The 23,802-nt window shown below is 63.7% G+C and carries 23 protein-coding genes; 12 read left to right on the forward strand and 11 right to left on the reverse strand.

Annotation, left to right across the window (positions count from 1 at the left end):
• Entirely contained in the window at positions 1 to 1,452 is a 1,452-nt protein-coding gene (gene gatA / locus GEV38_RS05325; RefSeq protein WP_015269049.1) for an Asp-tRNA(Asn)/Glu-tRNA(Gln) amidotransferase subunit GatA, read from the reverse strand.
• A 15-nt stretch (positions 1,453 to 1,467) separates the two neighbouring features.
• On the reverse strand, positions 1,468 to 1,755 hold the full coding sequence (gene gatC, locus GEV38_RS05330) for an Asp-tRNA(Asn)/Glu-tRNA(Gln) amidotransferase subunit GatC (RefSeq protein ID WP_003255165.1): 288 nt from the start codon (positions 1,753 to 1,755) through the stop codon (positions 1,468 to 1,470).
• 205 nt (positions 1,756 to 1,960) lie between these two features.
• Between gatC and mreB the strand changes: the two genes are divergently transcribed.
• The 8 genes from mreB to tldD all read left to right on the forward strand — a co-directional run bounded on the left by mreB (position 1,961) and on the right by tldD (position 13,092).
• Positions 1,961 to 2,998 carry a rod shape-determining protein MreB gene (gene mreB, locus GEV38_RS05335; protein ID WP_003255163.1) on the forward strand — a complete coding sequence of 346 codons (1,038 nt, stop codon included), beginning with the start codon at positions 1,961 to 1,963 and terminating at the stop codon, positions 2,996 to 2,998.
• A 196-nt stretch (positions 2,999 to 3,194) separates the two neighbouring features.
• A complete protein-coding gene (mreC, locus tag GEV38_RS05340) occupies positions 3,195 to 4,229 on the forward strand; it encodes a rod shape-determining protein MreC (protein WP_220467601.1) in 1,035 nt (344 codons plus the stop codon).
• On the forward strand, positions 4,229 to 4,717 hold the full coding sequence (mreD, locus tag GEV38_RS05345; protein WP_015269051.1) for a rod shape-determining protein MreD: 489 nt from the start codon (positions 4,229 to 4,231) through the stop codon (positions 4,715 to 4,717). The genes mreC and mreD overlap by 1 nt, the downstream gene beginning before the upstream one ends.
• 33 nt (positions 4,718 to 4,750) lie before the next feature.
• Positions 4,751 to 5,362: a nucleoside triphosphate pyrophosphatase gene (locus tag GEV38_RS05350; protein WP_015269052.1), complete on the forward strand. Its 612-nt coding sequence runs from the start codon at positions 4,751 to 4,753 to the stop codon at positions 5,360 to 5,362.
• A 54-nt stretch (positions 5,363 to 5,416) separates the two neighbouring features.
• A complete protein-coding gene (gene rng / locus GEV38_RS05355; protein WP_013971067.1) occupies positions 5,417 to 6,874 on the forward strand; it encodes a ribonuclease G in 1,458 nt (485 codons plus the stop codon).
• 82 nt (positions 6,875 to 6,956) lie between these two features.
• A complete protein-coding gene (locus tag GEV38_RS05360) occupies positions 6,957 to 10,790 on the forward strand; it encodes a YhdP family protein (protein WP_054573149.1) in 3,834 nt (1,277 codons plus the stop codon).
• An 8-nt stretch (positions 10,791 to 10,798) separates the two neighbouring features.
• Positions 10,799 to 11,650, forward strand: coding sequence for a carbon-nitrogen hydrolase family protein (locus GEV38_RS05365; protein ID WP_015269054.1), 852 nt, complete (start codon positions 10,799 to 10,801; stop codon positions 11,648 to 11,650).
• A gap of 2 nt (positions 11,651 to 11,652) precedes the next feature.
• Positions 11,653 to 13,092 carry a metalloprotease TldD gene (tldD, locus tag GEV38_RS05370; RefSeq protein WP_054573148.1) on the forward strand — a complete coding sequence of 480 codons (1,440 nt, stop codon included), beginning with the start codon at positions 11,653 to 11,655 and terminating at the stop codon, positions 13,090 to 13,092.
• 118 nt (positions 13,093 to 13,210) lie between these two features.
• Here tldD and yjgA read toward each other — a convergent pair whose 3' ends face one another.
• Entirely contained in the window at positions 13,211 to 13,732 is a 522-nt protein-coding gene (yjgA, locus tag GEV38_RS05375; RefSeq protein ID WP_003255152.1) for a ribosome biogenesis factor YjgA, read from the reverse strand.
• A gap of 108 nt (positions 13,733 to 13,840) precedes the next feature.
• Here yjgA and pmbA point away from each other — a divergent pair, with 108 nt between their 5' ends.
• The 4 genes from pmbA to GEV38_RS05395 all read left to right on the forward strand — a co-directional run bounded on the left by pmbA (position 13,841) and on the right by GEV38_RS05395 (position 17,887).
• The gene (gene pmbA / locus GEV38_RS05380; protein WP_015269056.1) at positions 13,841 to 15,187 is read left to right on the forward strand and encodes a metalloprotease PmbA; all 1,347 of its coding nucleotides are present in this window, start codon (positions 13,841 to 13,843) and stop codon (positions 15,185 to 15,187) included.
• Between the two features lie 242 nt (positions 15,188 to 15,429).
• Positions 15,430 to 15,831 carry a FagA protein gene (locus GEV38_RS05385; protein WP_081013989.1) on the forward strand — a complete coding sequence of 134 codons (402 nt, stop codon included), beginning with the start codon at positions 15,430 to 15,432 and terminating at the stop codon, positions 15,829 to 15,831.
• Complete coding sequence (locus GEV38_RS05390; RefSeq protein WP_015269058.1) at positions 15,824 to 17,200, forward strand: lyase family protein; 1,377 nt, start codon at positions 15,824 to 15,826, stop codon at positions 17,198 to 17,200. The genes GEV38_RS05385 and GEV38_RS05390 overlap by 8 nt, the downstream gene beginning before the upstream one ends.
• Positions 17,201 to 17,275: 75 nt before the next feature.
• Positions 17,276 to 17,887 carry a superoxide dismutase gene (locus GEV38_RS05395; protein ID WP_054573147.1) on the forward strand — a complete coding sequence of 204 codons (612 nt, stop codon included), beginning with the start codon at positions 17,276 to 17,278 and terminating at the stop codon, positions 17,885 to 17,887.
• Positions 17,888 to 18,302: 415 nt separating this feature from the next.
• Here the strand turns inward: GEV38_RS05395 and GEV38_RS05405 are convergent, their stop codons facing one another.
• From GEV38_RS05405 to lptC, 8 genes are all read right to left on the reverse strand, one after another.
• Positions 18,303 to 18,575, reverse strand: coding sequence for an HPr family phosphocarrier protein (locus tag GEV38_RS05405; RefSeq protein ID WP_013971075.1), 273 nt, complete (start codon positions 18,573 to 18,575; stop codon positions 18,303 to 18,305).
• Positions 18,576 to 18,594: 19 nt separating this feature from the next.
• A complete protein-coding gene (gene rapZ / locus GEV38_RS05410; protein WP_013971076.1) occupies positions 18,595 to 19,449 on the reverse strand; it encodes an RNase adapter RapZ in 855 nt (284 codons plus the stop codon).
• Between the two features lie 2 nt (positions 19,450 to 19,451).
• Positions 19,452 to 19,916: a PTS IIA-like nitrogen regulatory protein PtsN gene (ptsN, locus tag GEV38_RS05415; protein WP_015269060.1), complete on the reverse strand. Its 465-nt coding sequence runs from the start codon at positions 19,914 to 19,916 to the stop codon at positions 19,452 to 19,454.
• Positions 19,917 to 19,928: 12 nt separating this feature from the next.
• Positions 19,929 to 20,237 carry a ribosome hibernation-promoting factor, HPF/YfiA family gene (gene hpf, locus GEV38_RS05420; protein WP_003255135.1) on the reverse strand — a complete coding sequence of 103 codons (309 nt, stop codon included), beginning with the start codon at positions 20,235 to 20,237 and terminating at the stop codon, positions 19,929 to 19,931.
• Between the two features lie 79 nt (positions 20,238 to 20,316).
• Positions 20,317 to 21,810: an RNA polymerase factor sigma-54 gene (locus GEV38_RS05425; protein WP_054573146.1), complete on the reverse strand. Its 1,494-nt coding sequence runs from the start codon at positions 21,808 to 21,810 to the stop codon at positions 20,317 to 20,319.
• Positions 21,811 to 21,985: 175 nt separating this feature from the next.
• Complete coding sequence (gene lptB, locus GEV38_RS05430; protein ID WP_015269062.1) at positions 21,986 to 22,711, reverse strand: LPS export ABC transporter ATP-binding protein; 726 nt, start codon at positions 22,709 to 22,711, stop codon at positions 21,986 to 21,988.
• A complete protein-coding gene (lptA, locus tag GEV38_RS05435) occupies positions 22,712 to 23,236 on the reverse strand; it encodes a lipopolysaccharide transport periplasmic protein LptA (protein ID WP_015269063.1) in 525 nt (174 codons plus the stop codon).
• Positions 23,223 to 23,795 carry an LPS export ABC transporter periplasmic protein LptC gene (gene lptC / locus GEV38_RS05440; RefSeq protein ID WP_003257918.1) on the reverse strand — a complete coding sequence of 191 codons (573 nt, stop codon included), beginning with the start codon at positions 23,793 to 23,795 and terminating at the stop codon, positions 23,223 to 23,225. The genes lptA and lptC overlap by 14 nt, the downstream gene beginning before the upstream one ends.
• Between the last annotated feature and the right edge of the window lie 7 nt (positions 23,796 to 23,802).

The following is a 23,802-nucleotide window of genomic DNA, read 5'->3' on the forward strand; positions in this document are numbered from 1 at the left end:
TCAGAAGCCGTTGGGGGCGCGGGTGTGCCAGTCGGTCACTTGCTGGTAGCGGTGCGCGACGTTGAGCAGGCGGCCTTCCTGGAAGTATGGCGCCAGCAGCTGCACGCCAACCGGCAGGCCATCGACGAAGCCGGCCGGCATCGACAGGCCCGGCAGGCCCGCCAGGTTGGCGGTGATGGTGTAGACGTCTTCCAGATAGGCGGCGACCGGGTCGCTGCTCTTGGCGCCGAGCTTCCAGGCCGGGTTTGGCGTGGTCGGGCCGAGGATCAGGTCGACGTCGTTGAAGGCGGCCATGAAGTCGTTCTTGATCAGGCGGCGGATCTGCTGAGCCTTCACGTAGTAGGCATCGTAGTAGCCGGCCGACAGGGCGTAGGTGCCGACCATGATGCGGCGCTGCACTTCGACACCGAAGCCTTCGCCACGCGAACGCTTGTACAGGTCGGTCAGGTCTTTCGGGTTCTCGCAGCGGTAGCCGAAGCGCACGCCATCGAAACGCGACAGGTTGGACGAGGCTTCAGCGGGGGCGATCACGTAGTAGGCCGGGATGGCGTGCTGCATGTTCGGCAGGCTGATTTCCTTGACCACCGCGCCGAGCTTTTCCAGCTCCTTGACGCTGGCCTGGACCAGGTCGGCGATGCGTGGGTCGAGGCCGGCACCGAAGTACTCCTTCGGCAGGCCGATGCGCAGGCCTTGCAGCGAAGCATTCAGGTTGGCGCTGTAGTCCGGCACCGGTTCTTCGATGCTGGTGGAGTCCTTGGCGTCGAAACCGGCCATGCCCTGCAGCAGCAGGGCGCAGTCTTCGGCGGTACGGGCCAGCGGGCCACCTTGGTCGAGGCTGGAGGCGTAGGCGATCATGCCCCAGCGCGACACGCGGCCGTAGGTTGGCTTGAGGCCGGTGAGGTTGGTCAGTGCCGCCGGTTGGCGGATGGAGCCGCCGGTGTCGGTGCCGGTGGTGGCTGGCAGCAGGCGTGCAGCCACTGCCGCGGCCGAACCGCCCGACGAGCCGCCCGGGACGTGCTCGAGGTTCCATGGGTTCTTCACCGCGCCGTAGTGGCTGGATTCGTTGGCCGAACCCATGGCGAATTCGTCCATGTTGGTCTTGCCCAGGGTGACCATACCGGCTTCGGCCAGCTTGGCAACCACGGTGGCGTCATACGGCGCCTTGAAGTTGTCGAGCATCTTCGAGCCGCAGCTGGTGCGTACGCCGTTGGTGCAGAACAGGTCCTTGTGGGCGATGGGGGCACCCAGCAGCGCGCCGGTTTCGCCAGCGGCGCGACGGGCGTCGGCGGCACGCGCCTGGCCCAGGGCCAGGTCTTCGGTGATGCTGATGAAGCTGTTGATCTGCGGGTCGAGCTGCTTGATGCGCGCCAGCAGGGCGCCGGTCAGCTCTTCGGAGGAAAACGACTTGTCGGCGAGTCCGCGGGCGATCTCGGCCAGGGTCAATTGATGCATGGCAGGCACTATCCCTTACTCGATGACTTTGGGAACCAGGTACAGACCGCTTTCGGTCGACGGCGCGATGGCCTGGTAGGCGTCGCGCTGGTTGCTTTCGGTGACCTGGTCGGGACGCAGGCGCTGGCTGGCCTCCAGGGGGTGGGCCAGTGGCTCGATGCCAGTAGTGTCGACCGCTTGCATCTGGTCGACCAGCCCGAGAATGCTGTTCAGTGCGTCAGTAATGCGTGGCAGTTCGCCATCATTCAGGCCCAGACGGGCCAGATGGGCGATCTTTTCCACGTCGCAGCGTTCAAGCGCCATGGGGATCTCCAGGGGAAACAAAGACCGGAATTCGGGTCCGCAGTGAGGAACATGTCAGCTTTCTGGCGGTCTAAAGGCCGCGAAATTCTGCTGGCGTGCTCGGAAAAACAGCCAATTTAACATATTGGCTCCTTGCCCAAAATCCCTGCCATTGTTAGAGTTTGCCGCACTTTTTTACCCACGCTTTCCCCAGGGTCACTTTCCCATGTTCAAGAAACTGCGTGGCATGTTTTCCAGCGATCTGTCCATCGACCTGGGTACTGCCAACACCCTTATTTACGTGCGTGAGCGCGGTATCGTCCTGAATGAGCCCTCGGTTGTTGCCATCCGTACCCATGGCAATCAGAAAAGCGTCGTCGCCGTCGGTACCGAAGCCAAGCGCATGCTGGGCCGTACGCCTGGCAACATTGCTGCCATTCGTCCGATGAAGGACGGCGTCATCGCCGACTTCAGCGTCTGCGAAAAAATGTTGCAATATTTTATCAACAAGGTTCACGAGAACAGCTTCCTGCAGCCGAGCCCGCGCGTGCTGATCTGCGTGCCGTGCAAGTCGACCCAGGTAGAGCGCCGCGCCATCCGCGAATCGGCGCTGGGTGCCGGTGCCCGTGAAGTGTTCCTGATCGAAGAGCCGATGGCCGCCGCCATCGGTGCCGGCCTGCCAGTCGAAGAAGCCCGCGGTTCGATGGTCGTCGATATCGGTGGTGGTACCACTGAAATCGCGCTCATCTCCCTGAACGGCGTGGTCTATGCCGAATCCGTCCGCGTTGGCGGCGACCGCTTCGACGAAGCCATCGTCACCTACGTGCGCCGCAACTACGGCAGCCTGATCGGCGAGTCCACCGCCGAGCGCATCAAGCAGGAAATCGGCACTGCCTACCCGGGCGGCGAAGTACGTGAAGTCGACGTGCGCGGCCGCAACCTGGCCGAGGGCGTACCGCGTGCCTTCACCCTGAACTCCAACGAAGTGCTTGAAGCACTGCAGGAATCCCTGGCGACCATCGTCCAGGCGGTCAAGAGTGCCCTGGAGCAATCGCCGCCCGAGCTGGCCTCGGACATCGCCGAGCGTGGCCTGGTGCTGACCGGTGGTGGCGCGCTGCTGCGTGACCTCGACAAGCTGCTGGCCCAGGAAACCGGCCTGCCGGTGATCGTCGCCGAAGACCCGCTGACCTGTGTCGCCCGTGGCGGCGGTCGCGCCTTGGAGATGATGGACAAGCACGCGATGGACCTGCTCTCCAGCGAGTGATTCCGCTCGCTGTTCACGAGCGCCCGGTTTACAGGTAGTACGCACAGTGCTACCTGTATGTGCTGGGCTGGCGCCCGTTCGGGGCGCCGTATCCGTCAACCCGCAACCAGGCTGGTGCGTTGTCCCATGTCCAATGACCTCCTGAGTCGTCCACGAGGAACGGCCCATTAAACCGCTTTTCTCCAAGGGCCCTTCGCTGGGCGTTCGCCTGCTCGTCCTGGTGGTGATGTCGGTCGCGTTGATGGTTGTCGACGCGCGCTTCGACGTGCTCAAACCAGTGCGCAGCCAGATGGGCCTGGTACTCATGGAGTCGTACTGGATCACCGACCTGCCGCAGCGTGCGTGGCAAGGTGTGGCCGGCCAGTTCGGCAGCCGCACCGAACTGATCGCCGAAAACGAAAAGCTCAAGACCGAAGCCCTGCTGCTGCAGGGGCGCCTGCAGAAACTGGCGGCCCTGACCGAGCAGAACGTGCGCCTGCGCGAGTTGCTCAACTCTTCGGCGCTGGTAAACGAAAAGGTCGAAGTGGCGGAGCTGATCGGTGTCGATCCCAACCCGTTCACCCACCGCATCCTGATCAACAAGGGCGAACGTGATGGCGTGTTCCTTGGCCAGCCGGTGCTCGATGCCCGTGGCCTCATGGGCCAGGTGGTCGAGCTGATGCCGTACACCTCGCGCGTACTGTTGCTGACCGATACCACCCATAGCATCCCGGTGCAGGTCAACCGCAACGGCCTGCGCGCCATCGCCAGCGGCACCGGCAACCCGGAGCGCCTGGAACTGCGCCATGTGGCCGATACCGCCGACATCAAGGAAGGCGACCTGCTGGTCAGTTCCGGCATGGGGCAACGGTTCCCGGCCGGCTACCCGGTGGCCACGGTCAACGAAGTGATCCACGATTCCGGCCAGCCGTTCGCCATCGTTCGTGCCATCCCCACCGCCGCGCTCAACCGCAGCCGCTACATGCTGCTGGTGTTCAGCGACCGGCGCAGCCCGGAACAGCGCGCCACCGATGCCGCCATTGCCCAGGAAGAGGCTGACCGCAAGGGCACCTCGGCCCCAGGCCAGCCGGCCACGACGGGCGAGCAGGGTGCACCAGCTGGCAGCGCACCTGCCACGCCGGCCACACCAGCGGCCCCGACAGCCCCGGCTGCGCAGCCTGCAGCTCCGGTGGCCGCACCTGCCACGCCGGCTGCCGCGCCTGCCGCACCCGCTCACACCCGGAGGCAATGATGGCTGCATCACGCCGCAACAACGGCTGGGTCATCTGGCTGACTTTCGCCATCGGCCTGCTGCTCAGCGTCTCGCCCATGCCGCAGTTCATGGAAGTGTTCCGGCCCATGTGGCTGGCCTTGCTGGTGTCGTTCTGGACCCTCGCCGTACCGAACAAGGTCGGCATGACCACCGCGTTCGTGCTGGGCCTGGCCGAGGATGTGCTGTACGGCACCTTGCTGGGGCAGAACGCGCTGATCCTCACCCTCATCACCTTCCTGGTGCTGTCCTTGCAGCAGCGCCTGCGCATGTTCCCCATGTGGCAGCAGAGCCTGGTGATTCTGGTGATCTTCGGCATTGCCCAGCTGATCCAGCTGTGGCTCAGCGCGCTGACCGGCAACCGGCTGCCCACCCTGGCGCTGGTCTGGTCAGCGGTAATCAGTGCCTTGCTCTGGCCGTGGATCAGTTTCGCCCTGCGCGACCTGCGCCGACGCTTGCATATCAACTGACGGCGCCGCCGCGACTGACAGGGAGATGTCTGCATGAACCCGCTATACCTGGCCTCCGGCTCGCCCCGTCGTCGTGAACTGCTGGCCCAGATCGGGGTGCCGTTCAGCGTTGTCAGTGCCCCCATCGATGAAACCCCGCTGCCCAATGAAAGCGCCCCGGCCTACGTCGAGCGCCTGGCCCGGGCCAAGGCTGCCGCCGGCCTGGCCTGCCTCGAAGGCCCAGCTGTGGTGCTGGGTGCAGACACTGCCGTGGTGCTCGATGGTCGTATTCTCGGCAAACCGGAAAACCGCGAAGATGCCCTGGCCATGCTGGCCGACCTGTCGGGCCGCGAGCACCAGGTTTTGACCGCGGTCGCCCTGAGCGATGGCCAGCGCGTGCACAGCCTGTGCGTCACCAGCAAGGTGCGCTTCCGTGCAATCAGCGCCGAGGAAGCGCAACGCTACTGGGCCAGCGGCGAGCCCGCGGACAAGGCCGGCGGCTATGCCATCCAGGGCTTGGGCGCGGTGTTCGTCACCGGCCTTTCCGGTAGCTACTCGGCGGTGGTCGGCTTGCCCCTCAGCGAAACGGCCGAACTGCTTGGCCAATTCGGCATTGCCTGCTGGCAATCGCCCGCGCATACGCCAGAGGTAACAAACCAGCGGTAGCCAGCACTGCATACGCCATCCATCATTACCCAAGACCTTTGACGAGAGCCTGCCATGAGTGAAGAGATCCTGATCAACATCACCCCGATGGAGTCGCGCGTGGCGGTGGTGGAAAACGGGGTGCTGCAGGAAGTGCATGTCGAGCGCACCCAGCGCCGGGGCATCGTCGGCAATATCTACAAAGGCAAGGTGGTGCGTGTGCTGCCGGGCATGCAGGCGGCCTTCGTCGACATCGGCCTTGAGCGCGCGGCATTCATCCATGCCTCGGAAATATCCCAGCGCGAAGGCTCGGCGGTAGAGAACATCACCGCCCTGGTGCACGAGGGCCAGGCCCTGGTGGTACAGGTGACCAAGGACCCGATCGGCACCAAGGGCGCGCGCCTGACCACCCAGCTGTCGATCCCGTCACGCTACCTGGTGTACATGCCGCGCAGCAGCCATGTCGGCATTTCCCTGAAGATCGAAGACGAAGCCGAGCGCGAGCGCCTCAAGCAGGTAGTCAGCGACTGCATGGAAAGCGAGAACATCAAGGACGCCGGTGGCTTCATCCTGCGCACCGCCGCCGAAGGCGCACGCGCTGAAGAGATCCTGCAGGACATTCGCTACCTGCGCCGCCTGTGGGAGCAGATCGGCACCCAGATCAAGACCTGCGGTGCGCCCACGGTCATCTACGAGGACCTGGGCCTGGCCCTGCGTACCTTGCGTGACCTGGTCAACCCGAAGATCGAGAAGATCCGCATCGACTCGCGGGAAACCTTCCAGAAGACCACGCAGTTCGTTGGCGAACTGATGCCGGAAATCGCCGACCGCCTCGAACACTACCCGGGCGAACGGCCGATTTTCGACCTGTACGGCGTCGAGGACGAGATCCAGCGTGCACTGGAGCGCAAGGTGCCGCTGAAGTCCGGTGGCTACCTGGTGGTCGACCCGGCTGAAGCGATGACCACCATCGATGTGAACACCGGCGCCTTCGTCGGCCATCGCAACCTTGAAGAGACCATCTTCAAGACCAACCTCGAGGCCGCCACCGCCATCGCCCGGCAACTGCGCCTGCGCAATATCGGCGGCATCATCATCATCGACTTCATCGACATGGAAGACGAGGAGCACCAGCGCCAGGTGCTGCGAACGCTGGAAAAGCAGCTGGAGCGCGATCACGCCAAGACCAACATCATCGGCATCACCGAGCTGGGCCTGGTGCAGATGACCCGCAAGCGCACACGCGAAAGCCTGGAACAGGTGCTGTGCGAGCCCTGCCTGGCCTGTCAGGGTCGTGGCAAGCTGAAAACCCCCGAGACCATCTGTTACGAAATCTTCCGCGAGATCCTGCGCGAGGCCCGTGCATATCAGGCCGAAGGCTACCGCGTGCTTGCCAACCAGAAGGTGGTCGATCGGTTGCTGGATGAAGAATCCGGTAACGTCGCGGAGCTGGAAGCCTTTATCGGCCGAACCATTCGTTTCCAGGTGGAGTCGATGTATTCGCAGGAACAATACGATGTGGTGCTGCTCTGAGGCCTTCTGAAACGCGCCGCAGGTGGCCCGGGCTGGAAAATCCGGGGCTACGGGCCATCATGGATAAACGACCTGGAGGGCCATGGCCATGGGACGTCTGAACCGCGTTCTTGTCGCCTTGACCCGCTGGGGGCTGGGCGTTTGCGCCCTGCTGGCAGTACTGGTGGCACTGTATGTCAGCCTCGGCCGCGAACTGGTGCCGTTGGTGGCCGAGTATCGCGCCGATGTGGAAAGCAAGGCCGAGCAGGCTTTGGGCCTGCCCGTGCACGTTGGTGCCCTGGAAGGCCGCTGGAGCGGCCTGGCACCGGTGCTGCGGGTGCGTGACCTGCAACTGGGCGATGGGGCGACGGCCCTGCGCCTGGACGACGTCAAGGTAGTCCCCGATGTCTGGGCCAGCCTCACTGCCCGAGAAGTACGCCTGGCACGCATTCAGTTGGGCGGCCTGCAGTTGATCCTGCGCGAGAACGAGCAGGGCGCCTGGAACCTCGAAGGCCTGCCGAAGAAGGACGATGCGCCGCTCGACCCCGCCGAGTTGTTGCAGCGCCTGCGCCAGTTGGGCCGCATCGATGTGTTCGACAGTCAGGTCACCCTGCACCCCTGGCAGCGCGACCCGTTGACCCTCACTTATGTGAGCGTTGGCCTGCAGGCCGGAGCTTCGCGCCATGCCCTGGATCTGCGCGCGACCCTTCCCGATGGCCAACCGCTTTCGCTGAACCTGCGCAGTCGTGCCACGCCCAGCGCCTGGCGCGACGGCAAGGTCGAAGCCTACCTGAGCCTGCCACAGAGTGACTGGGCGCGTTGGCTGCCGCCACGCTTGCTGGGCCAGTGGCATGCCGACGCCCTGCGGGCGGGCGGCGAGTTCTGGGTCGACTGGAGCAAGGGGCAGTTGCAGCAGGCCGTTGTACGCCTCAATGCACCGGAGCTGCACGGTGCCTATGCCGGGCGCAAGGCGGCCAGGCTGAACAACCTGGCGCTGGGTGCCTGGTTCCTGCGCCAGGAACAAGGCTTCGATGTGGTAGTCGACTCCCTGGCCATGGACGTCGGCAAGACCCGTTGGGAGTCGCACCTGCAATTGCAGCAGCGTCCAGGCGAGGACGCTGCCGCGGAAAGCTGGAACGTGCAGGCCGACCGCCTCGACCTCACGCCGTTGACACCGCTCGTCGATGCCCTGGCGCCACTGCCGGACAAGGTCATGGCCGTGGTCGATGGCCTGAATGTGACCGGCGCGTTGCGCAATGTGCGTCTGGTAGCCCGGCCCAAGGCAGAGGGTGACCAGCGCCTGCAGTTCGAAGCCAACCTGGAGAAGGTCGGTTTCGATGCCTATCACAATGCCCCGGCAGCCGGTAACGTCAGCGGCAGCATCAGCGGAGACCTTGGTCATGGCGAACTGCGCCTTGATACCGATGCGTTCATGCTGCACCTGTACCCGATCTTCGCCAAACCCTGGCATTACCAGAAGGCCAATGCGCGCCTGACCTGGGCCCTGGACAAGGAGGGTTTCACCCTGGTCGCGCCTTACCTCAAGGTACTGGGCGAGGAGGGCAAGATCGCCGGTGACTTCCTCATTCGCCTGTTGTTCGAAGAAGGCCGTGAAGACTACATGGACCTGCGCGTCGGCCTGACCGAAGGCGATGGCCGCTACACCGCCAAGTACCTGCCCGAGGTGCTCAGCCCGGCACTCGACGAATGGCTGCGCAGTGCGATCGTCAAAGGCACGGTGGACGAAGGCTACTTCCAGTACCAAGGCTCGCTGAACCATGGTGTCGCGCCGGAAGCCCGCAGCATCAGCCTGTTCTTCAAGGTGCGTGATGCAGCCCTGGACTTCCAGCCGGGCTGGCCGCAGGTGCAGCACGTGGATGGCGATGTGTTCATCGAGGACAGTGGTGTGCGCGTCAAGGCCCAGCGTGGCGTACTCCTCGACACCAAGGTCAGTAATGTGAGCGTCGATATCCCGCATGTCGACGAGGGCCAGCAAAGCCACCTGTACCTCGATGGTGACTTCGACGGGAGCTTGGGCGATGGCCTGAAGATCCTCAAGGAGGCTCCAATCGGCACCGGCGAGATATTTGCCGGCTGGGAGGGCGAGGGGCCGCTCAAGGGCAAGGTCAAGCTCGACATTCCGCTGGCTCGCGGGCAGCGGCCGAAAGTGCAGGTAGACTTTGCCACCGACGATGCGCGGTTGAAGGTTGCGCCGCCGAGCCTGGAGTTGAGCCGCCTGAAGGGTGACTTCAGTTTCGATTTGGACAAGGGCCTGAGCGGCAAGGGCATCAGCCTGCAGGCCTTCGGCAAGCCGGTGACGGCGCAAATCACCGCCGAAGGCCAGCCCGGGCAGATGCAGACACGCGTCAACGCCAGCGGCCAGGTGTCGCTCAAGGCACTGACCGACTGGCTGCAGTTCAAGCAGGCCTTGCCGGCGTCCGGCGACCTGCCTTACCAGTTGCAGGTCAGCCTGGGTAGCCGGGACAACCGCCTGAGTGTCGATTCCAGCCTCAGGGGCTTGGCCATAGACCTGCCGGCACCGTTCGGCAAGGCAGCGGCCGATACCCGTGACACACGCTTCAGCATGACCCTCCAGGGGCCGGAGCGGCGCTTCGATGTCGCCTACACCGACCTTGCCCGCTTTGCCTACGCCGCGCCGGCCGAGAAGCTGGGGCAGGGCCGTGGCGAGTTGCTGCTGGGCACCGGTAACGCCCAGGTACCTGCCGGCCAGGGCCTGCGAGTGCGCGGGCACCTGGAGACGCTGGACCTGGGGCCCTGGCAGGAACAGGCGGCGCGCCTGGCCGGCGATGACCCGGGCGGTAGCGCGAGGCAGAACCTGCAAGGCGTAGACCTGAGCATCGGCCAGCTGAAAGCCTTTGGCCTGGACCTGAACCAGGCCGTGGTGCGCCTGGCCCGTGGCGGCCCCGCCTGGGATCTGCGCTTCGATAGCAAGGAAGTCATCGGCAACGCCCGGGTGCCGGATGCCAAGGGCGCGCCAATGGTGGTGCGCATGCAGACCTTGCGCCTGCCCGCCGCCAGCGCGGCGGAAAAGCAGGCAGAGGCACAGGCCGAGGAGGGCCCGGACCCGCTGGCTTCGTTCGACCCGCGCAAGGTTCCGGCGCTGGACCTGAGCATTGACAAGCTCTATCGCGGTGACGACCTGTACGGCAGTGCGTCGCTCAAGCTGCGGCCGACCGCGCGTGGCGTGACCGCCAGCGATATAGACCTCGACTTCAAAGGCCTGCGTATCGATGGTGGCGGTGGCTGGGAAGGCGAACCGGGCAGCACCAGCAGCTGGTACAAAGGGCGCCTGGACGGCAAGAACCTGGCGGATGTGCTCAAGGCCTGGGGCTTTGCACCGACCGTGACCAGCCGCGACTTCCGCCTGGATGTGGATGGCCGCTGGCCGGGTTCGCCGGCCTCGGTGAGCCTCAAGCGCTTCTCTGGCAGCATGGACGCAGCACTGCGCACCGGCCAGTTCGTAGAGGTCGAAGGCAGTGCCCAGGCGCTGCGGGTGTTCGGCCTGCTGAACTTCAACTCCATCGGTCGGCGCTTGCGCCTGGACTTCTCCGACCTGTTCGACAAGGGCCTGGCCTACGACCGTGTCAAAGGTTTGCTGGTAGCCAGTGACGGTGTCTATGTGACCCGCGAGCCAATCGCTGTGACCGGCCCGTCGAGCAACTTCGAGCTGGACGGTACCCTGGACCTGGTACGCGACCGGGTCGATGCCAACCTGCAGGTGAGCCTGCCAGTGACCAACAACTTGCCGCTGGCGGCCTTGATTGTCGGCGCGCCGGCCGTGGGCGGGGCGCTGTTCCTGGTGGACCGGCTGATCGGTGACCGGGTGTCACGCTTCGCCAGCGTGCACTACCGTGTCGAAGGTCCGGTGAAAGAGCCTAGAATCACATTTGTGAAACCTTTCGAGAAATCCCGCTAGGAGTGCCCATGAAGGCAGCTGTAATCCAGATGGTCAGCCAGGACGATGTGCTGGCCAACCTGCAGCGCGCCGGTGCCCTGTTGGAGCAGGCCGCCTCTGGCGGCGCACGGCTGGCGGTGCTGCCGGAAAACTTCGCTGCCATGGGCCGCAAGGACGCCGCTGCCATCGGCCGCGCCGAAGCGTTGGGCGAAGGGCCGATCCTGCCATGGTTGAAACGCACCGCCCGCGACCTCAAGTTATGGATTGTCGCCGGTACCTTGCCATTGCCACCGGTCGGCCAACCTGAAGCCAAGGCCCATGCCTGCTCGCTGCTGATCGACGAACACGGTGAGGTAGCGGCACGCTATGACAAGCTGCACCTGTTCGATGTGGACGTTGCCGACAATCGTGGCCGTTACCGCGAGTCCGACGACTATGCCCACGGCGCCCAGGTAGTGGTGGCTGATACGCCGGTGGGGCGGCTGGGGCTGAGCGTGTGCTACGACCTGCGCTTCCCCGAACTGTACAGCGCACTGCGCGCCGCCGGCGCGGAACTGATCACTGCGCCGGCCGCCTTCACTGCGGTAACGGGCGCGGCACATTGGGAAGTGCTTGTGCGCGCCCGTGCCATCGAGACCCAGTGCTACCTGCTGGCTGCGGCACAGGGCGGCACCCACCCGGGGCCACGGGAAACCCATGGCCATGCGGCGATCGTCGACCCCTGGGGGCGCATCGTCGCGGAACAGGCGCAAGGTGAAGCGGTGCTGCTCGCCGAGCGCGACATTGACGAACAAGCGTCCATCCGGGCGCGCATGCCGGTGGTATCGCACCGGCGCTTTTTCTCGCAGGGCGCGTTGCGGCCTGCGCATACCTCGGAGTGACTATGAGCCAGATGTTATCCACCGTCAGCGAGCAGCTCCTGGCCCCAGGCGGCTTGACCCTGGACAGCCTGCAGAGCGTGCTGGGTGAGTTGGCCGGCCCCGGCATCGATGCCGCCGACCTGTATTTCCAGGGCCAGATCTCGGAAACCTGGGCGCTGGAAGACGGCATCGTCAAAGAGGGCAGTTTCAACCTCGACCAGGGCGTGGGCGTGCGTGCCCAGTCCGGTGAAAAGACCGGCTTTGCGTACAGCAACGCAATCAACCTCGAAGCGCTGACCTCGGCCGCCCGTGCCGCCCGTTCGATCTCGCGTGCCGGGCAGAACGGCAAGGTGCAGGCCTTCCGCAGCCAGGACGTGACTGCCCTTTATCCGGCGGACAACCCGCTGGATGTGCTCAGCCGTGCCGAAAAGGTCGAACTGCTCAAGCGTGTCGACGCCGCCACCCGCACCCTTGACCCGCGTATCCAGCAGGTCAGTGTGAGCATGGCCGGGGTCTGGGAACGCATCCTGATCGCTGCGGCCGATGGCAGCCTGGCCGCCGACGTACGCCCGCTGGTGCGCTTCAACGTCAGCGTAATCGTCGAGCAGAACGGCCGCCGCGAGCGTGGCGGGCAGGGCGGTGGCGGGCGTACCGACTACCGCTTCTTCACCGAAGAACGGGTCATGGGCTATGCCCGCGAAGCGCTGCGCCAGGCCCTGGTGAACCTGGAGGCGATCCCGGCACCGGCTGGTACCCTGCCGGTGGTGCTGGGTTCGGGCTGGTCGGGCGTGCTGCTGCACGAGGCTGTCGGCCATGGCCTGGAAGGTGACTTCAACCGCAAGGGCAGTTCGGCGTTCAGCGGCCGCATTGGCGAGAAGGTGGCGTCGAGCCTGTGCACCATTGTCGACGATGGCACCCTCGAAGGCCGCCGTGGCTCGCTGAGCGTGGATGACGAAGGCACCCCGACCGAGTGCACCACGCTGATCGAGAACGGTGTGCTCAAGGGCTACATGCAGGACAAGCTGAACGCGCGCCTGATGGGCATGGCGGTGACCGGCAACGGCCGCCGCGAATCCTACGCGCACCTGCCGATGCCGCGCATGACCAACACCTACATGCGTGCGGGCGAAAGCGACCCGCAGGAAATCATCGCTTCGGTGAAGAAGGGTATCTACTGCGCCAACCTCGGCGGTGGCCAGGTGGACATTACCAGCGGCAAGTTCGTGTTCTCGACCAGTGAGGCCTACCTGATCGAAGACGGCAAGATTACCGCGCCGGTGAAGGGGGCTACCCTGATCGGCAACGGGCCGGAGGCGATGAGCCGGGTGTCGATGGTCGGTAACGACCTGGCGCTGGACAGCGGGGTAGGGACTTGCGGCAAGGACGGGCAGTCGGTGCCGGTGGGGGTCGGGCAGCCGACCTTGAAGCTGGATGCGATCACCGTGGGCGGTACAGGGGCGTGATGGCTTCAGGGACCGCTTTGCGGTCCATTCGCAGCACAAGGCTGCTCCTACAGGGATCGCGTATTTCTGTAGGAGCCGCCTTGTGCTGCGAATGGGCCGCAAAGCGGCCCCATGGCGATCAGCGCAATCCGCGCTGCAGCTCGTCGAGATCGCGGATGTACTTGAACACCTTGCGCGCGGCGGCAGGCGGCTTGTTCCGGGCCTTCTCGTGCTGGGCATGGCGTACCAGCGAGCGCAGCTGCTGGCGGTCGGTGTCGGGGTATTCGTTGACGAAGCGTTCGAGGTCTTCGTCGTTACCGTCGATCAACCGGTCGCGCCAGCGCTCCAGGCTGTGGAAGCGCTCATTGTACTGGCGGGTCGAGCTGTCCATCTGTTCGAGCAGAGCGTGGATGGCATCCAGGTCCTGCACGCGCATCAGCTTGCCGACAAACGACATGTGGCGTTTGCGGGCACCGTGAGCGGTGTGCTTGCTGGCTTCGGCCAGGGCCTTGCGCAGCTCGTCGGTCAACGGCAGGCGAGCCAGGGTATCGGCCTTGAGCGTGGTAAGGCGCTCGCCGAGTTCGACCAGCGCATGCAGCTCGCGCTTGATCTGGGTTTTGCTTTTTTCGCCGTCGAAGGCGTCGTCGTTTGAATCAACCATGGTGGCAGTCCGCTAGAAATCGCCGCCATGATAACCAGTCGGGGGCCGCTTGTCCGGCCCGGTCGTAGAATGACCCTCGCCGAACGCAGAATTTGAGTGGAGAGAACCATGAGTGCAGTCCAGAGCGTAGGTCCGAAGGACCTGCCAGCATTGCAGGAGCAGGTCGAGGCGATCATCGCCGAGGCGCGCCGCCAGGGGGCCAGCGCCTGCGAAGTGGCGGTGTCGCTGGAGCAGGGCCTGTCCACCACGGTACGTCAGCGAGAGGTCGAGACGGTCGAGTTCAACCGCGACCAGGGCTTTGGCATCACCCTCTATGTGGGCCAGCGCAAAGGCTCGGCCAGCACCTCGGCCAGTGGCCCGGAAGCGATCCGCGAAACCGTCGCCGCGGCCTTGGCGATTGCCAGGCATACCTCCGAGGACGAATGTTCCGGCCTGGCCGACGCAGCGTTGATGGCCCGCGATATCCCGGACCTGGACCTGTACCACGACTGGAACCTCGAGCCAGAGAAGGCCATCGAGATGGCCCTGGCCTGCGAAGCGGCGGCGTTCGACGCCGACCCGCGTATCCTCAATGCCGACGGTACCACCCTCAATACCCACCAGGGTTGCCGCGTGTATGGCAACAGCCATGGTTTCATCGGTGGCTACGCCTCGACCCGGCACAGCCTGAGCTGTGTGATGATCGCCGAAGGGGACGGCCAGATGCAGCGTGACTACTGGTACGACGTGAACCGGCAGGGCAACCTGCTGGCCGACCCGCGTAGCATCGGCATGCGCGCTGCCCAGCGTGCAGCCAGCCGTCTGGGGGCGCGGCCGGTGCCGACCTGCGAGGTGCCGGTGCTGTTCTCGGCCGAGCTGGCCGGTGGCCTGTTCGGCAGTTTCCTGTCGGCCATCTCCGGCGGCAACCTGTACCGCAAGTCGTCATTCCTGGAGGGGACCATCGGCCAGCGCCTGTTCCCCACCTGGCTGACCCTCGACGAGCGCCCGCACATTCCGCGGGCACTGGGCAGTGCCGCATTCGACGGCGATGGCCTGGCTACCTATTCCAAGCCGTTCGTCGACAAGGGTGAGCTGGTGTCGTACCTGCTGGGTACCTATTCCGGGCGCAAGCTGGGTTTGCCAAGCACGGCCAATGCCGGCGGCGTGCACAACCTGTTCGTCAGCCATGGGGTCGAAGACCAGGCGGCGCTGATCCGGCGCATGGGCCGAGGGCTGCTGGTGACCGAGTTGATGGGGCATGGCCTGAACATGGTGACGGGTGATTATTCCCGTGGCGCGGCGGGCTTCTGGGTCGAGAATGGCGAGATTCAGCACGCGGTGCAGGAAGTGACCATTGCCGGGAACATGAAGGACATGTTCCAGCAGATTGTCGCGATCGGCAGCGATCTTGAGACCCGCAGCAACATTCACACCGGTTCGGTGCTGATCGAGCGGATGACTGTGGCTGGTAGCTGATCCACAGCCTTTACCGCCCTCTTCGCGGGTAAACCCGCTCCTACAGGTACTGCACAAGACTGAGCCTTATGCGATTCCTGTGGGAGCGGTTTTACCCGCGAAGAGGCCGGTGCAGGCACTACAGAATTTTCAATGAAACCAAAGACCCGGCCCCCGCGCCGGGTTTTTTGTTCCATCAGCTTCCTATTGAAGTGATTCTATTTATCATTTAATAATTAATATCATTATCCAGTAACCCGGCGATGATGTTCATGAAACCCGTCCTCCGCGAACTGCCCTACCTGGAAAACTGGCGCTGGCTCAGCCGACGCATCCGCTGTGCGCTCGAGCCCGACGAACCGCGCCTGATCGAGCATTACCTGGCTGAAGGCCGTTACCTGGTGTACTGCACCGAGACTTCGCCATGGACGGTGGCGCTGACCTCCTTCCGCCTGCTGCTGGATACCGCCTGCGACCGCATGCTGCCCTGGCATTGGCGCTGCCTGTGCCTGGACCAGGCCTGGCGCCCATTGCTGGACCTGCGCAACCTCGACCGCGAGGCACAGAGCCAGCGCTGGCAGCCCTACGCCCTGCAGTTGGCCAATTGCCGCCTGCTGCCGTCGATTTCTCCCGATGAACTGATGCAAGGATTTGATGATGAGTGATACCCGTATCGAGCGTGACAGCATGGGCGAACTGCAGGTGCCGGCCCAGGCCCTGTACGGTGCCCAGACCCAACGCGCGGTCGACAATTTCCCGATCAGCGGCCAGCGCATGCCGGCCCAGTTCATTCGTGCACTACTGCTGGCCAAGGCTGCCGCGGCCAAGGCCAACGTCGAACTGGAACAGTTGTCGACCGCGCAAGGCCAGGCCATCGTAACGGCAGTCGAGCAACTCTTGGCGGGTGACTTCATCCAGCATTTCCCGGTGGATGTGTTCCAGACAGGCTCCGGAACCAGCTCGAACATGAACGCCAACGAGGTGATCGCCACACTGGCCAGTCGCGTGCTGGGTGAGGCCGTCAACGCCAACGACCACGTCAACTGCGGCCAGAGCAGCAACGACATCATCCCGACCACGATTCACGTCAGCGCCGCCCTGGCCTTGCACGAGCAGCTACTGCCCGCCCTGGCGCACCTGGTACAGGTGATCGAGGCCAAGTCGGCACAGGTGCATCAGTACGTGAAGACTGGCCGCACCCACCTGATGGACGCCATGCCGGTGCGCATGAGCCAGGTGCTGGATGGCTGGGCGGCACAGATCAATGGCGCCAAGGCACACATCGAAGCGACCCTGCCTAGCCTGCAGGCGCTGGCCCAGGGTGGCACGGCCGTGGGTACCGGCATCAACGCCCACCCGCAATTCGCTGCTGGTTTCGCCCGCCACCTCAGCGGCCTGACCCAGGTCGAGTTCACCCCCGGGCAGAACCTGTTCGCCCTGATCGGCTCGCAGGACACCGCAGTGGCCCTGTCCGGCCAGCTCAAGACTGCCGCCGTGGCGTTGATGAAGATTGCCAACGACCTGCGCTGGATGAACTCTGGCCCGCTGGCCGGGCTGGGCGAAATCGAGCTGCAAGGCCTGCAGCCGGGCTCTTCTATCATGCCTGGCAAGGTCAACCCGGTGATTCCAGAGGCCACCGCCATGGTCGCCGCCCAAGTGATCGGCAATGACGCCACCATCGCCATCGCTGGCCAGTCCGGCAACTTCGAGCTGAACGTGATGCTGCCGGTGATCGCCCGCAACCTGCTGGAGAGCATCGAACTGATGGCCAACGTTAGCCGCCTGCTGGCCGACAAGGCCATCGCCAGTTTCAAGGTCAACGAAAGCAAGCTCAAGGAAGCCCTGGCACGCAACCCGATTCTGGTCACGGCGCTGAACCCGATCATCGGCTACCTCAAGGCCGCCGAAATCGCCAAGACCGCTTACAAGCAAGGCCGTCCGATCATCGACGTGGCGCTGGAACACACCGACCTGTCGCGTGACCAGCTGGAAGCGCTACTGGACCCGGAAAAACTCACCGCCGGTGGTATCTGACACTGAGTCACGGCCCAAGCGTCAGCGGTGGCCGCGTTGGTCATCGCCCAACCCATGCCTACGGAATTCACTGATATGCCCCATACCTTGCCTGCACTGCCTTACGCTTACGCTGCGCTGGAACCGCACATCGACGCGCAGACCATGGAAATCCACCACACCAAGCACCACCAGACCTACGTCACTGGCCTCAACGCCGCCATCGAAGGCACCGAGTGGGCTGAGTGGCCGGTGGAAAAACTGCTCGGCGCGGTCGGGCAACTGCCGGAAGACCTGCGTGGTGCGGTGACCAACCATGGCGGCGGGCACGCCAACCACAGCCTGTTCTGGACCGTGATGTCGCCGCACGGCGGGGGAGAGCCGCAGGGCGCTCTGGCGCAGGCCATCGACGCCCAACTGGGCGGCTTCGATGCCTTCAAGGAGGCCTTCACCAAGGCTGCGCTGACCCGCTTCGGCAGTGGCTGGGCCTGGCTCAGCGTGACCCCGCAGAAAACCCTGGTAGTGGAAAGCAGCGGCAACCAGGACAGCCCGCTGATGCACGGCAACACGCCGATCCTCGGCCTGGACGTGTGGGAGCATGCCTACTACCTGAAGTACCAGAACCGTCGTCCGGAATACATCGGTGCCTTCTACAACGTCATTGACTGGGCGGAAGTGGAGCGCCGCTACCTCGAAACCCTGAAGTGAGTCTCCCCGGTATGCGCTCCCAGATGATGTCTGTCAGCCGCGTGCGCCTGTTTCGCCTGTTTCGCCTGGCGCTCGGGACTTTGCTGTTGCTGGCAGGCACTGCGTTGCTATTGGCGCGCGGCTTCGCCTGGTTGGACCTGGCCTGGCCCGCTTGGGGATGTTCATCGGTTTGCGCCGGATGATGGGGTGTTCACCGGCTTCGCTGTGGGAGCGGCTTTAGCCGCGAACATCGGCGCAGCCGGTGCCATGCACCGCGTTGGATTCTTCGCGGCTAAAGCCGCTCCCACAGGGTACGCGTACCGCTTGCGGATTCAGTTCTCTACGCGACAGCGCAGCCAAAAGGACTGGGCAATCTCCTAAAGGCTTTTTTGTGCAAAAAAGCTGTTCCCACACGGACCGTGCGGGCCTGCGAACTTTATTCGCCTTCGTCGAAATAATTGTTGATCAGTTCGACCAGCGCTGCCATGGCATCGTCGTCCTGCTCGCCTTCGGTATGCAGGTGCACCTGGGTGCCTTTGCCGGCCGCCAGCATCATCACCGCCATGATGCTCTTGCCATCCACCAGCTTGTCCGGCGCACGGCCAACCCTGACCTGGCAGGGGAAGCGGCCGGCAACGCCGACGAACTTGGCTGCCGCCCGGGCATGCAGACCCAGCTTGTTGATGATGGTGATTTCACGGGCGGGCATCGTGGGGCGGATCCTTGGGCTAGAGGTCGCGGTGGCGGACCTGGACGTTTTTCAGGGATTGCTGCAACAACTGGCCAAGGCGTTCGGTGATGTACACCGAGCGGTGGTGGCCGCCGGTGCAGCCAATGGCAATGGTGACGTAGGCACGGTTGCTGGCAGCGAAGCGGGGCAGCCACTTGAGCAGGTAGCTGGAAATGTCGTTGAACATCTCTTCGACATCCGGCTGTGCGGCCAGGTAGTCGATCACCGGTTGGTCGAGGCCGGAGTGCTCACGCAGCTCGGGCTTCCAGTAAGGGTTGGGCAGGCAGCGCACATCGAACACCAGGTCGGCATCGACCGGCATTCCTCGCTTGAAACCGAACGACTCGACCAGGAACGCGGTGCCAGGCTCGGGCTGGTTGAGCAGGCGCAGCTTGATCGAATCACGCAGCTGGTACAGGTTCAGGCTGGTGGTGTCGATCTTCAGGTCGGCCAGGTCTGCAATCGGCCCCAGCAATTCGCTTTCCACCCGGATCGCTTCCGCGAGCGAGCGGTTGGCGTTGGTCAGCGGGTGGCGTCGGCGGGTTTCCGAGAAACGCTTGAGCAGTACGTCTTCGTCGGCATCCAGGTACAGCACGTCGCACTGGATATGCCGGGCGCGGGCTTCTTCGAGCAACTCGGGGAAACGCGTCAGGTGGCTGGGCAAGTTGCGCGCGTCGATCGACACGGCGACCTTGGGTTGCTGCAACTCGGTGTTGATCAGCGCATTTTCCGCCAGTTGCGGCAGCAGCCCGGCGGGCAGGTTGTCAATGCAGTAGAAACCGTTGTCTTCCAGGACATCGAGGGCGGTGCTCTTGCCGGAGCCGGACCGGCCGCTGACGATGATCAGGCGCATGTTCAGTGCTCGTTCTGTACGTCCAGGACAACCTGGAACAGGGCCTCGCTGCTGGTGGCCGCACGCAGGCGATCACGGACCTCCTTGCGATCGAGCATGCTGGCAATCTGGCGCAGCAATTCCAGATGGGCATCGGTGGCGGCTTCTGGCACCAGCAGGACGAACAGCAGGTCCACCGGCGCGCCATCGATGGCGTCGTAGTCGATAGGCGCTTCCAGGTGCAGCAGGGCGCTGACCGGAGCGGAACATCCTTCAAGCCGGCAGTGCGGGATGGCGATGCCGTTGCCGAAACCGGTCGAACCGAGTTTTTCCCGGGCGACCAGTTTTTCGAAGACGTCTTGCATCTCCAGTTCGGGCACTTGTTCGGCGATGACGGTGGCGACCTTTTCCAGGGCGCGCTTCTTGCTGCCGCCCGGCACGTTCACGAGGGAACGGCCGGGGGTCAGGATGGTTTCAAGTCGGATCATGGATGAGGGGGATCAGCGGGCAGCTGCACCTTGCAGCAGGCTTTGCTGTTTTTCCTTGTGTTTTTTCAGTTGGCGGTCGAGCTTGTCGGCCAAGGCGTCGATCGCTGCATACATGTCTTCGTGTTCGGCGTTGGCAACCACTTCGCCGCCGGGAATCTGCAAGGTCGCCTCGACCTTTTGCTGCAGCTTCTCGACTTTCATGATGACCTGCACGTTGGTGATCTTGTCGAAGTGACTTTCCACGCGAGCGAGCTTTTCAAGCACATAATCGCGCAGTGGCTGGGTGACTTCTACATGCTGTCCACTGATATTGACTTGCATACAGCTTCTCCTTTGTTGCCCGTGCATAAAGAGGCAGGTCTTGCACCTGCCCCACAAACGCTGTGGCACATCTCAGGGGCTACATCAGTCGCTTGCGCTCGCTCGACGGTGCGATGCCGAGGGACTCGCGGTACTTGGCGACGGTGCGACGGGCTACCTGGATGCCTTGTGCCTCCAGTAAACCAGCGATCTTGCTGTCACTCAATGGCTTTTTCTGATTTTCCGCCGCAACCAGTTTCTTGATGATCGCGCGGATCGCCGTAGACGAGCATTCTCCGCCTTCGGAGGTGCTGACGTGGCTGGAGAAAAAGTATTTCAGTTCGTAGATGCCACGCGGGGTGTGCATGTACTTCTGCGTGGTTACCCGCGAAATGGTCGACTCGTGCATGCCCACCGCTTCGGCAATGTCATGCAGTACCAAGGGCTTCATCGCTTCGTCGCCGTGGTCGAGGAAGCCGCGCTGGTGCTCGACGATCTGCGTGGCCACCTTCATCAGGGTTTCGTTGCGGCTTTGCAGGCTCTTGATGAACCAGCGCGCTTCCTGCAGCTGGTTGCGCATGAAGGTGTTGTCGGCGCTGGTGTCGGCCCGGCGCACAAAACCGGCGTACTGCGGGTTGACGCGCAGGCGCGGAATGGCCTCCTGGTTCAGCTCCACCAGCCAGCGGTCGCTGTCCTTGCGCACGATGACGTCGGGCACCACGTACTCGGGTTCGCTGGACTCGATCTGCGAGCCGGGGCGCGGGTTGAGGCTTTGTACCAGCTCGATGACCTGGCGCAGCTCGTCTTCCTTGATTTTCATGCGACGCATCAGCTGGCTGTAATCACGGCTGCCGAGCAGGTCGATGAAGTCGGTGACCAGGCGCTTGGCTTCCGTCATCCACGGGGTGCTGGCGGGCAGCTGGCGCAATTGCAGCAACAGGCATTCGCCAAGGGTGCGGGCGGCAACGCCTGCTGGCTCGAACTGCTGGATGCGGTGCAGAACCGCTTCGACCTCGTCCAGCTCGATATCCAGCTCCGGATCGAAACCGGCGCAGATCTCCTCGAGGGTGTCTTCCAGGTAGCCCTGGCCGTTGATGCTGTCGATCAGGGTGACGGCGATCAGGCGGTCGGTGTCGGACATCGGAGCCAGGTTCAGTTGCCACAGCAGGTGGCTTTGCAGGCTTTCGCCGGCCGATGTGCGGGTGGTGAAGTCCCACTCGTCGTCGTCGTTGCTCGGCAAGCTGCTGGCACTGGTCTGGTAGATGTCTTCCCAGGCGGTGTCGACCGGCAGTTCGTTGGGGATGCGCTCGCTCCATTCACCGTCTTCCAGGGTGTCGGCACTGGTGGTGCTTTCCTGGAAGCTGTTGTCCTGGACTTCGGCGGCCGGCTTGTTCTCGGCGTTGTCCGCCATCGGGTCGCTGTTGTCGAAGTCGTCGCCGTCTTCCTGACGTTCGAGCATCGGGTTCGACTCCAGCGCTTCCTGGATTTCCTGTTGGAGGTCCAGGGTGGAGAGCTGGAGCAGGCGGATGGCCTGTTGCAACTGCGGTGTCATCGTCAGTTGCTGGCCCATTTTTAGGACGAGCGATGGTTTCATGGCTGGGGCTTAATACCTTGTTCGCCGGCGCGCATGCGCCATCCACTACACGAGGGCGCCGGGGCGCCAGATCAAGCAAGTTTTATGCCTTAAATTGTAGCGTTTGCCTAGAGTACCGTAACACTTTACCCCAGGTTCCAGGGCGATTTGCCAGTACTCCAGGCGCGTGCCGGGCTCAGAGCCGGAACTCGTGGCCCAGGTAAACTTCTTTGACCAGGTCGTTGGCCAGGATGGTTTCGGCGTCGCCTTCGGCGATCAGCCGGCCATCATTGACGATATAGGCGGTTTCGCAGATATCCAGGGTCTCACGCACGTTGTGGTCGGTGATCAGTACACCGATGCCCTTGGCCTTGAGGTGATGGATGATCTGCTTGATGTCGCCGACCGAAATCGGGTCGACACCGGCAAACGGTTCGTCCAGCAGGATGAACTTGGGTGCGGTCGCCAGTGCGCGGGCAATTTCCACGCGGCGGCGCTCACCACCGGACAGGCTCATGCCGAGGTTGTCGCGAATGTGGCTGATGTGGAATTCCTGCAGCAGGCTTTCCAGCTCTTTGCGCCGGCCGTCGCGGTCGAGTTCCTTGCGGGTCTCGAGGATGGCCATGATGTTGTCGGCCACCGACAGCTTGCGGAAGATCGAGGCTTCCTGCGGCAGATAGCCGATGCCCGCGCGGGCGCGACCGTGCATGGGCTGGTGGCTGACATCGAGGTTGTCGATCAGCACGCGCCCCTGATCGGCCTGGACCAGGCCGACGATCATGTAGAAGCAGGTGGTCTTGCCGGCGCCGTTGGGGCCGAGCAGGCCGACGATCTGGCCGCTGTCGATAGACAGGCTGACGTCACGTACGACTTGCCGCCCCTTGTAGCTCTTGGCCAGGTGCTGGGCTTTGAGGGTTGCCATTTACTCGGCCTTCTTCTTGGGCTGGATCACCATGTCGATACGCTGACGCGGCGAGGTCACGTTGCCACCACGACCGGCGGTCGCCACCTGGGTCTGGGTGTTGTAGACGATCTTCTCGCCTTCGGTGGTGTTGCCTTCGTTCTCGACCTTGGCGCGGTCGGTGAGTATCACCATGTCCTTCTGCGACTGGTACTGGATGGTCACCGCCCAGCCTTTCATCTTGTCCGGCTTGGCTGCGCTCTGCTGCTGCTCGAAGTAGGCCAGGTTGCCCACCGAGGTCACCACGTCGATGTCGCCGGAGGCGGAACGGGTGATGGTCACGGTGTTGCCTTTGATCATCATCGAACCCTGGGTGATGATCACGTCGCCGGTGTAGGTGGCCACGCCCTGCTTGTCGTCCAGGTGGGCGTTATCGGCCTGGATGCGGATAGGCTGGTCACGGTCATTCGGCAGGGCGAGGGCGCTCGCGCTTCCCAGTGCTGCGCTCAGGCTGAGCAAAAGGGGGAGGGTTTTAACGAGCCTCATACTGTCCTCTTACGTTAGAGAGCAAGTCCATCTTGCCTTCTTTCAAATACGCTTTCATTCCTTTGCCCGTAGTTGTGCCACCGGCGCCGTCGATTCTAACGGCTTGCTCGGTCTGCGCATATTGCTTCTGCGGGAACACGGTCATGCGTGAGCTGGTAATGATCATTTCACGCTGCTTTTCGTCGGTGCGGGCGACCCGTACGTTGTCGATCAGTTCGACTTCGCTGCCGTCCGGGTTGACCTCGGCGCGGGTGCTCTGTACGTGCCACGGGTATTCGGTACCGCGGTACAGGTGCAGGTCCGGCGTGGTCAGCAGGGTGATTTCGCTGGCTTTCAGGTGTTCGACCTTGTCAGCGGTCATTTCGTACTGCAGCTTGCCGTCGGGCAGGAACTGCACGCTGTGGGCGTTGACTGCGTAGTAGTCGATGGCGCTTTCGTCGACCTGGGCCACAGGCTTGTCGAGGAAGCTTTCCGGGCTGACATTCCAGTAGCCGATCGCCACCAGCAGGGCGGCGATCACCGCGAGCAGCGCAATGTTGCGGGCTTTCTTGCTGAACATGGGCAGC

The sequence above is a fragment of the Pseudomonas sp. 13159349 genome (genome assembly GCF_013305685.1).
GTDB lineage: Bacteria > Pseudomonadota > Gammaproteobacteria > Pseudomonadales > Pseudomonadaceae > Aquipseudomonas > Aquipseudomonas asiatica.

Bases quoted from the DNA above. Each gene is read 5' to 3' on its own strand.
- GEV38_RS05395 (WP_054573147.1), top strand. From the start codon at position 17,276: ATGCCCCATACCTTGCCTGCACTGCCTTACGCTTACGCTGCGCTGGAA.
- lptB (WP_015269062.1), bottom strand. From the start codon at position 22,711: ATGGCAACCCTCAAAGCCCAGCACCTGGCCAAGAGCTACAAGGGGCGG.
- GEV38_RS05425 (WP_054573146.1), bottom strand. From the start codon at position 21,810: ATGAAACCATCGCTCGTCCTAAAAATGGGCCAGCAACTGACGATGACA.
- gatA (WP_015269049.1), bottom strand. From the start codon at position 1,452: ATGCATCAATTGACCCTGGCCGAGATCGCCCGCGGACTCGCCGACAAG.
- tldD (WP_054573148.1), top strand. From the start codon at position 11,653: ATGAGCCAGATGTTATCCACCGTCAGCGAGCAGCTCCTGGCCCCAGGC.
- ptsN (WP_015269060.1), bottom strand. From the start codon at position 19,916: ATGATCCGACTTGAAACCATCCTGACCCCCGGCCGTTCCCTCGTGAAC.
- hpf (WP_003255135.1), bottom strand. From the start codon at position 20,237: ATGCAAGTCAATATCAGTGGACAGCATGTAGAAGTCACCCAGCCACTG.
- gatC (WP_003255165.1), bottom strand. From the start codon at position 1,755: ATGGCGCTTGAACGCTGCGACGTGGAAAAGATCGCCCATCTGGCCCGT.
- GEV38_RS05360 (WP_054573149.1), top strand. From the start codon at position 6,957: ATGGCCATGGGACGTCTGAACCGCGTTCTTGTCGCCTTGACCCGCTGG.
- GEV38_RS05385 (WP_081013989.1), top strand. From the start codon at position 15,430: ATGATGTTCATGAAACCCGTCCTCCGCGAACTGCCCTACCTGGAAAAC.
- yjgA (WP_003255152.1), bottom strand. From the start codon at position 13,732: ATGGTTGATTCAAACGACGACGCCTTCGACGGCGAAAAAAGCAAAACC.
- GEV38_RS05350 (WP_015269052.1), top strand. From the start codon at position 4,751: ATGAACCCGCTATACCTGGCCTCCGGCTCGCCCCGTCGTCGTGAACTG.
- mreD (WP_015269051.1), top strand. From the start codon at position 4,229: ATGGCTGCATCACGCCGCAACAACGGCTGGGTCATCTGGCTGACTTTC.
- GEV38_RS05405 (WP_013971075.1), bottom strand. From the start codon at position 18,575: ATGCCCGCCCGTGAAATCACCATCATCAACAAGCTGGGTCTGCATGCC.
- GEV38_RS05365 (WP_015269054.1), top strand. From the start codon at position 10,799: ATGAAGGCAGCTGTAATCCAGATGGTCAGCCAGGACGATGTGCTGGCC.
- rapZ (WP_013971076.1), bottom strand. From the start codon at position 19,449: ATGCGCCTGATCATCGTCAGCGGCCGGTCCGGCTCCGGCAAGAGCACC.
- lptC (WP_003257918.1), bottom strand. From the start codon at position 23,795: ATGTTCAGCAAGAAAGCCCGCAACATTGCGCTGCTCGCGGTGATCGCC.
- mreB (WP_003255163.1), top strand. From the start codon at position 1,961: ATGTTCAAGAAACTGCGTGGCATGTTTTCCAGCGATCTGTCCATCGAC.
- lptA (WP_015269063.1), bottom strand. From the start codon at position 23,236: ATGAGGCTCGTTAAAACCCTCCCCCTTTTGCTCAGCCTGAGCGCAGCA.
- GEV38_RS05390 (WP_015269058.1), top strand. From the start codon at position 15,824: ATGAGTGATACCCGTATCGAGCGTGACAGCATGGGCGAACTGCAGGTG.
- rng (WP_013971067.1), top strand. From the start codon at position 5,417: ATGAGTGAAGAGATCCTGATCAACATCACCCCGATGGAGTCGCGCGTG.
- pmbA (WP_015269056.1), top strand. From the start codon at position 13,841: ATGAGTGCAGTCCAGAGCGTAGGTCCGAAGGACCTGCCAGCATTGCAG.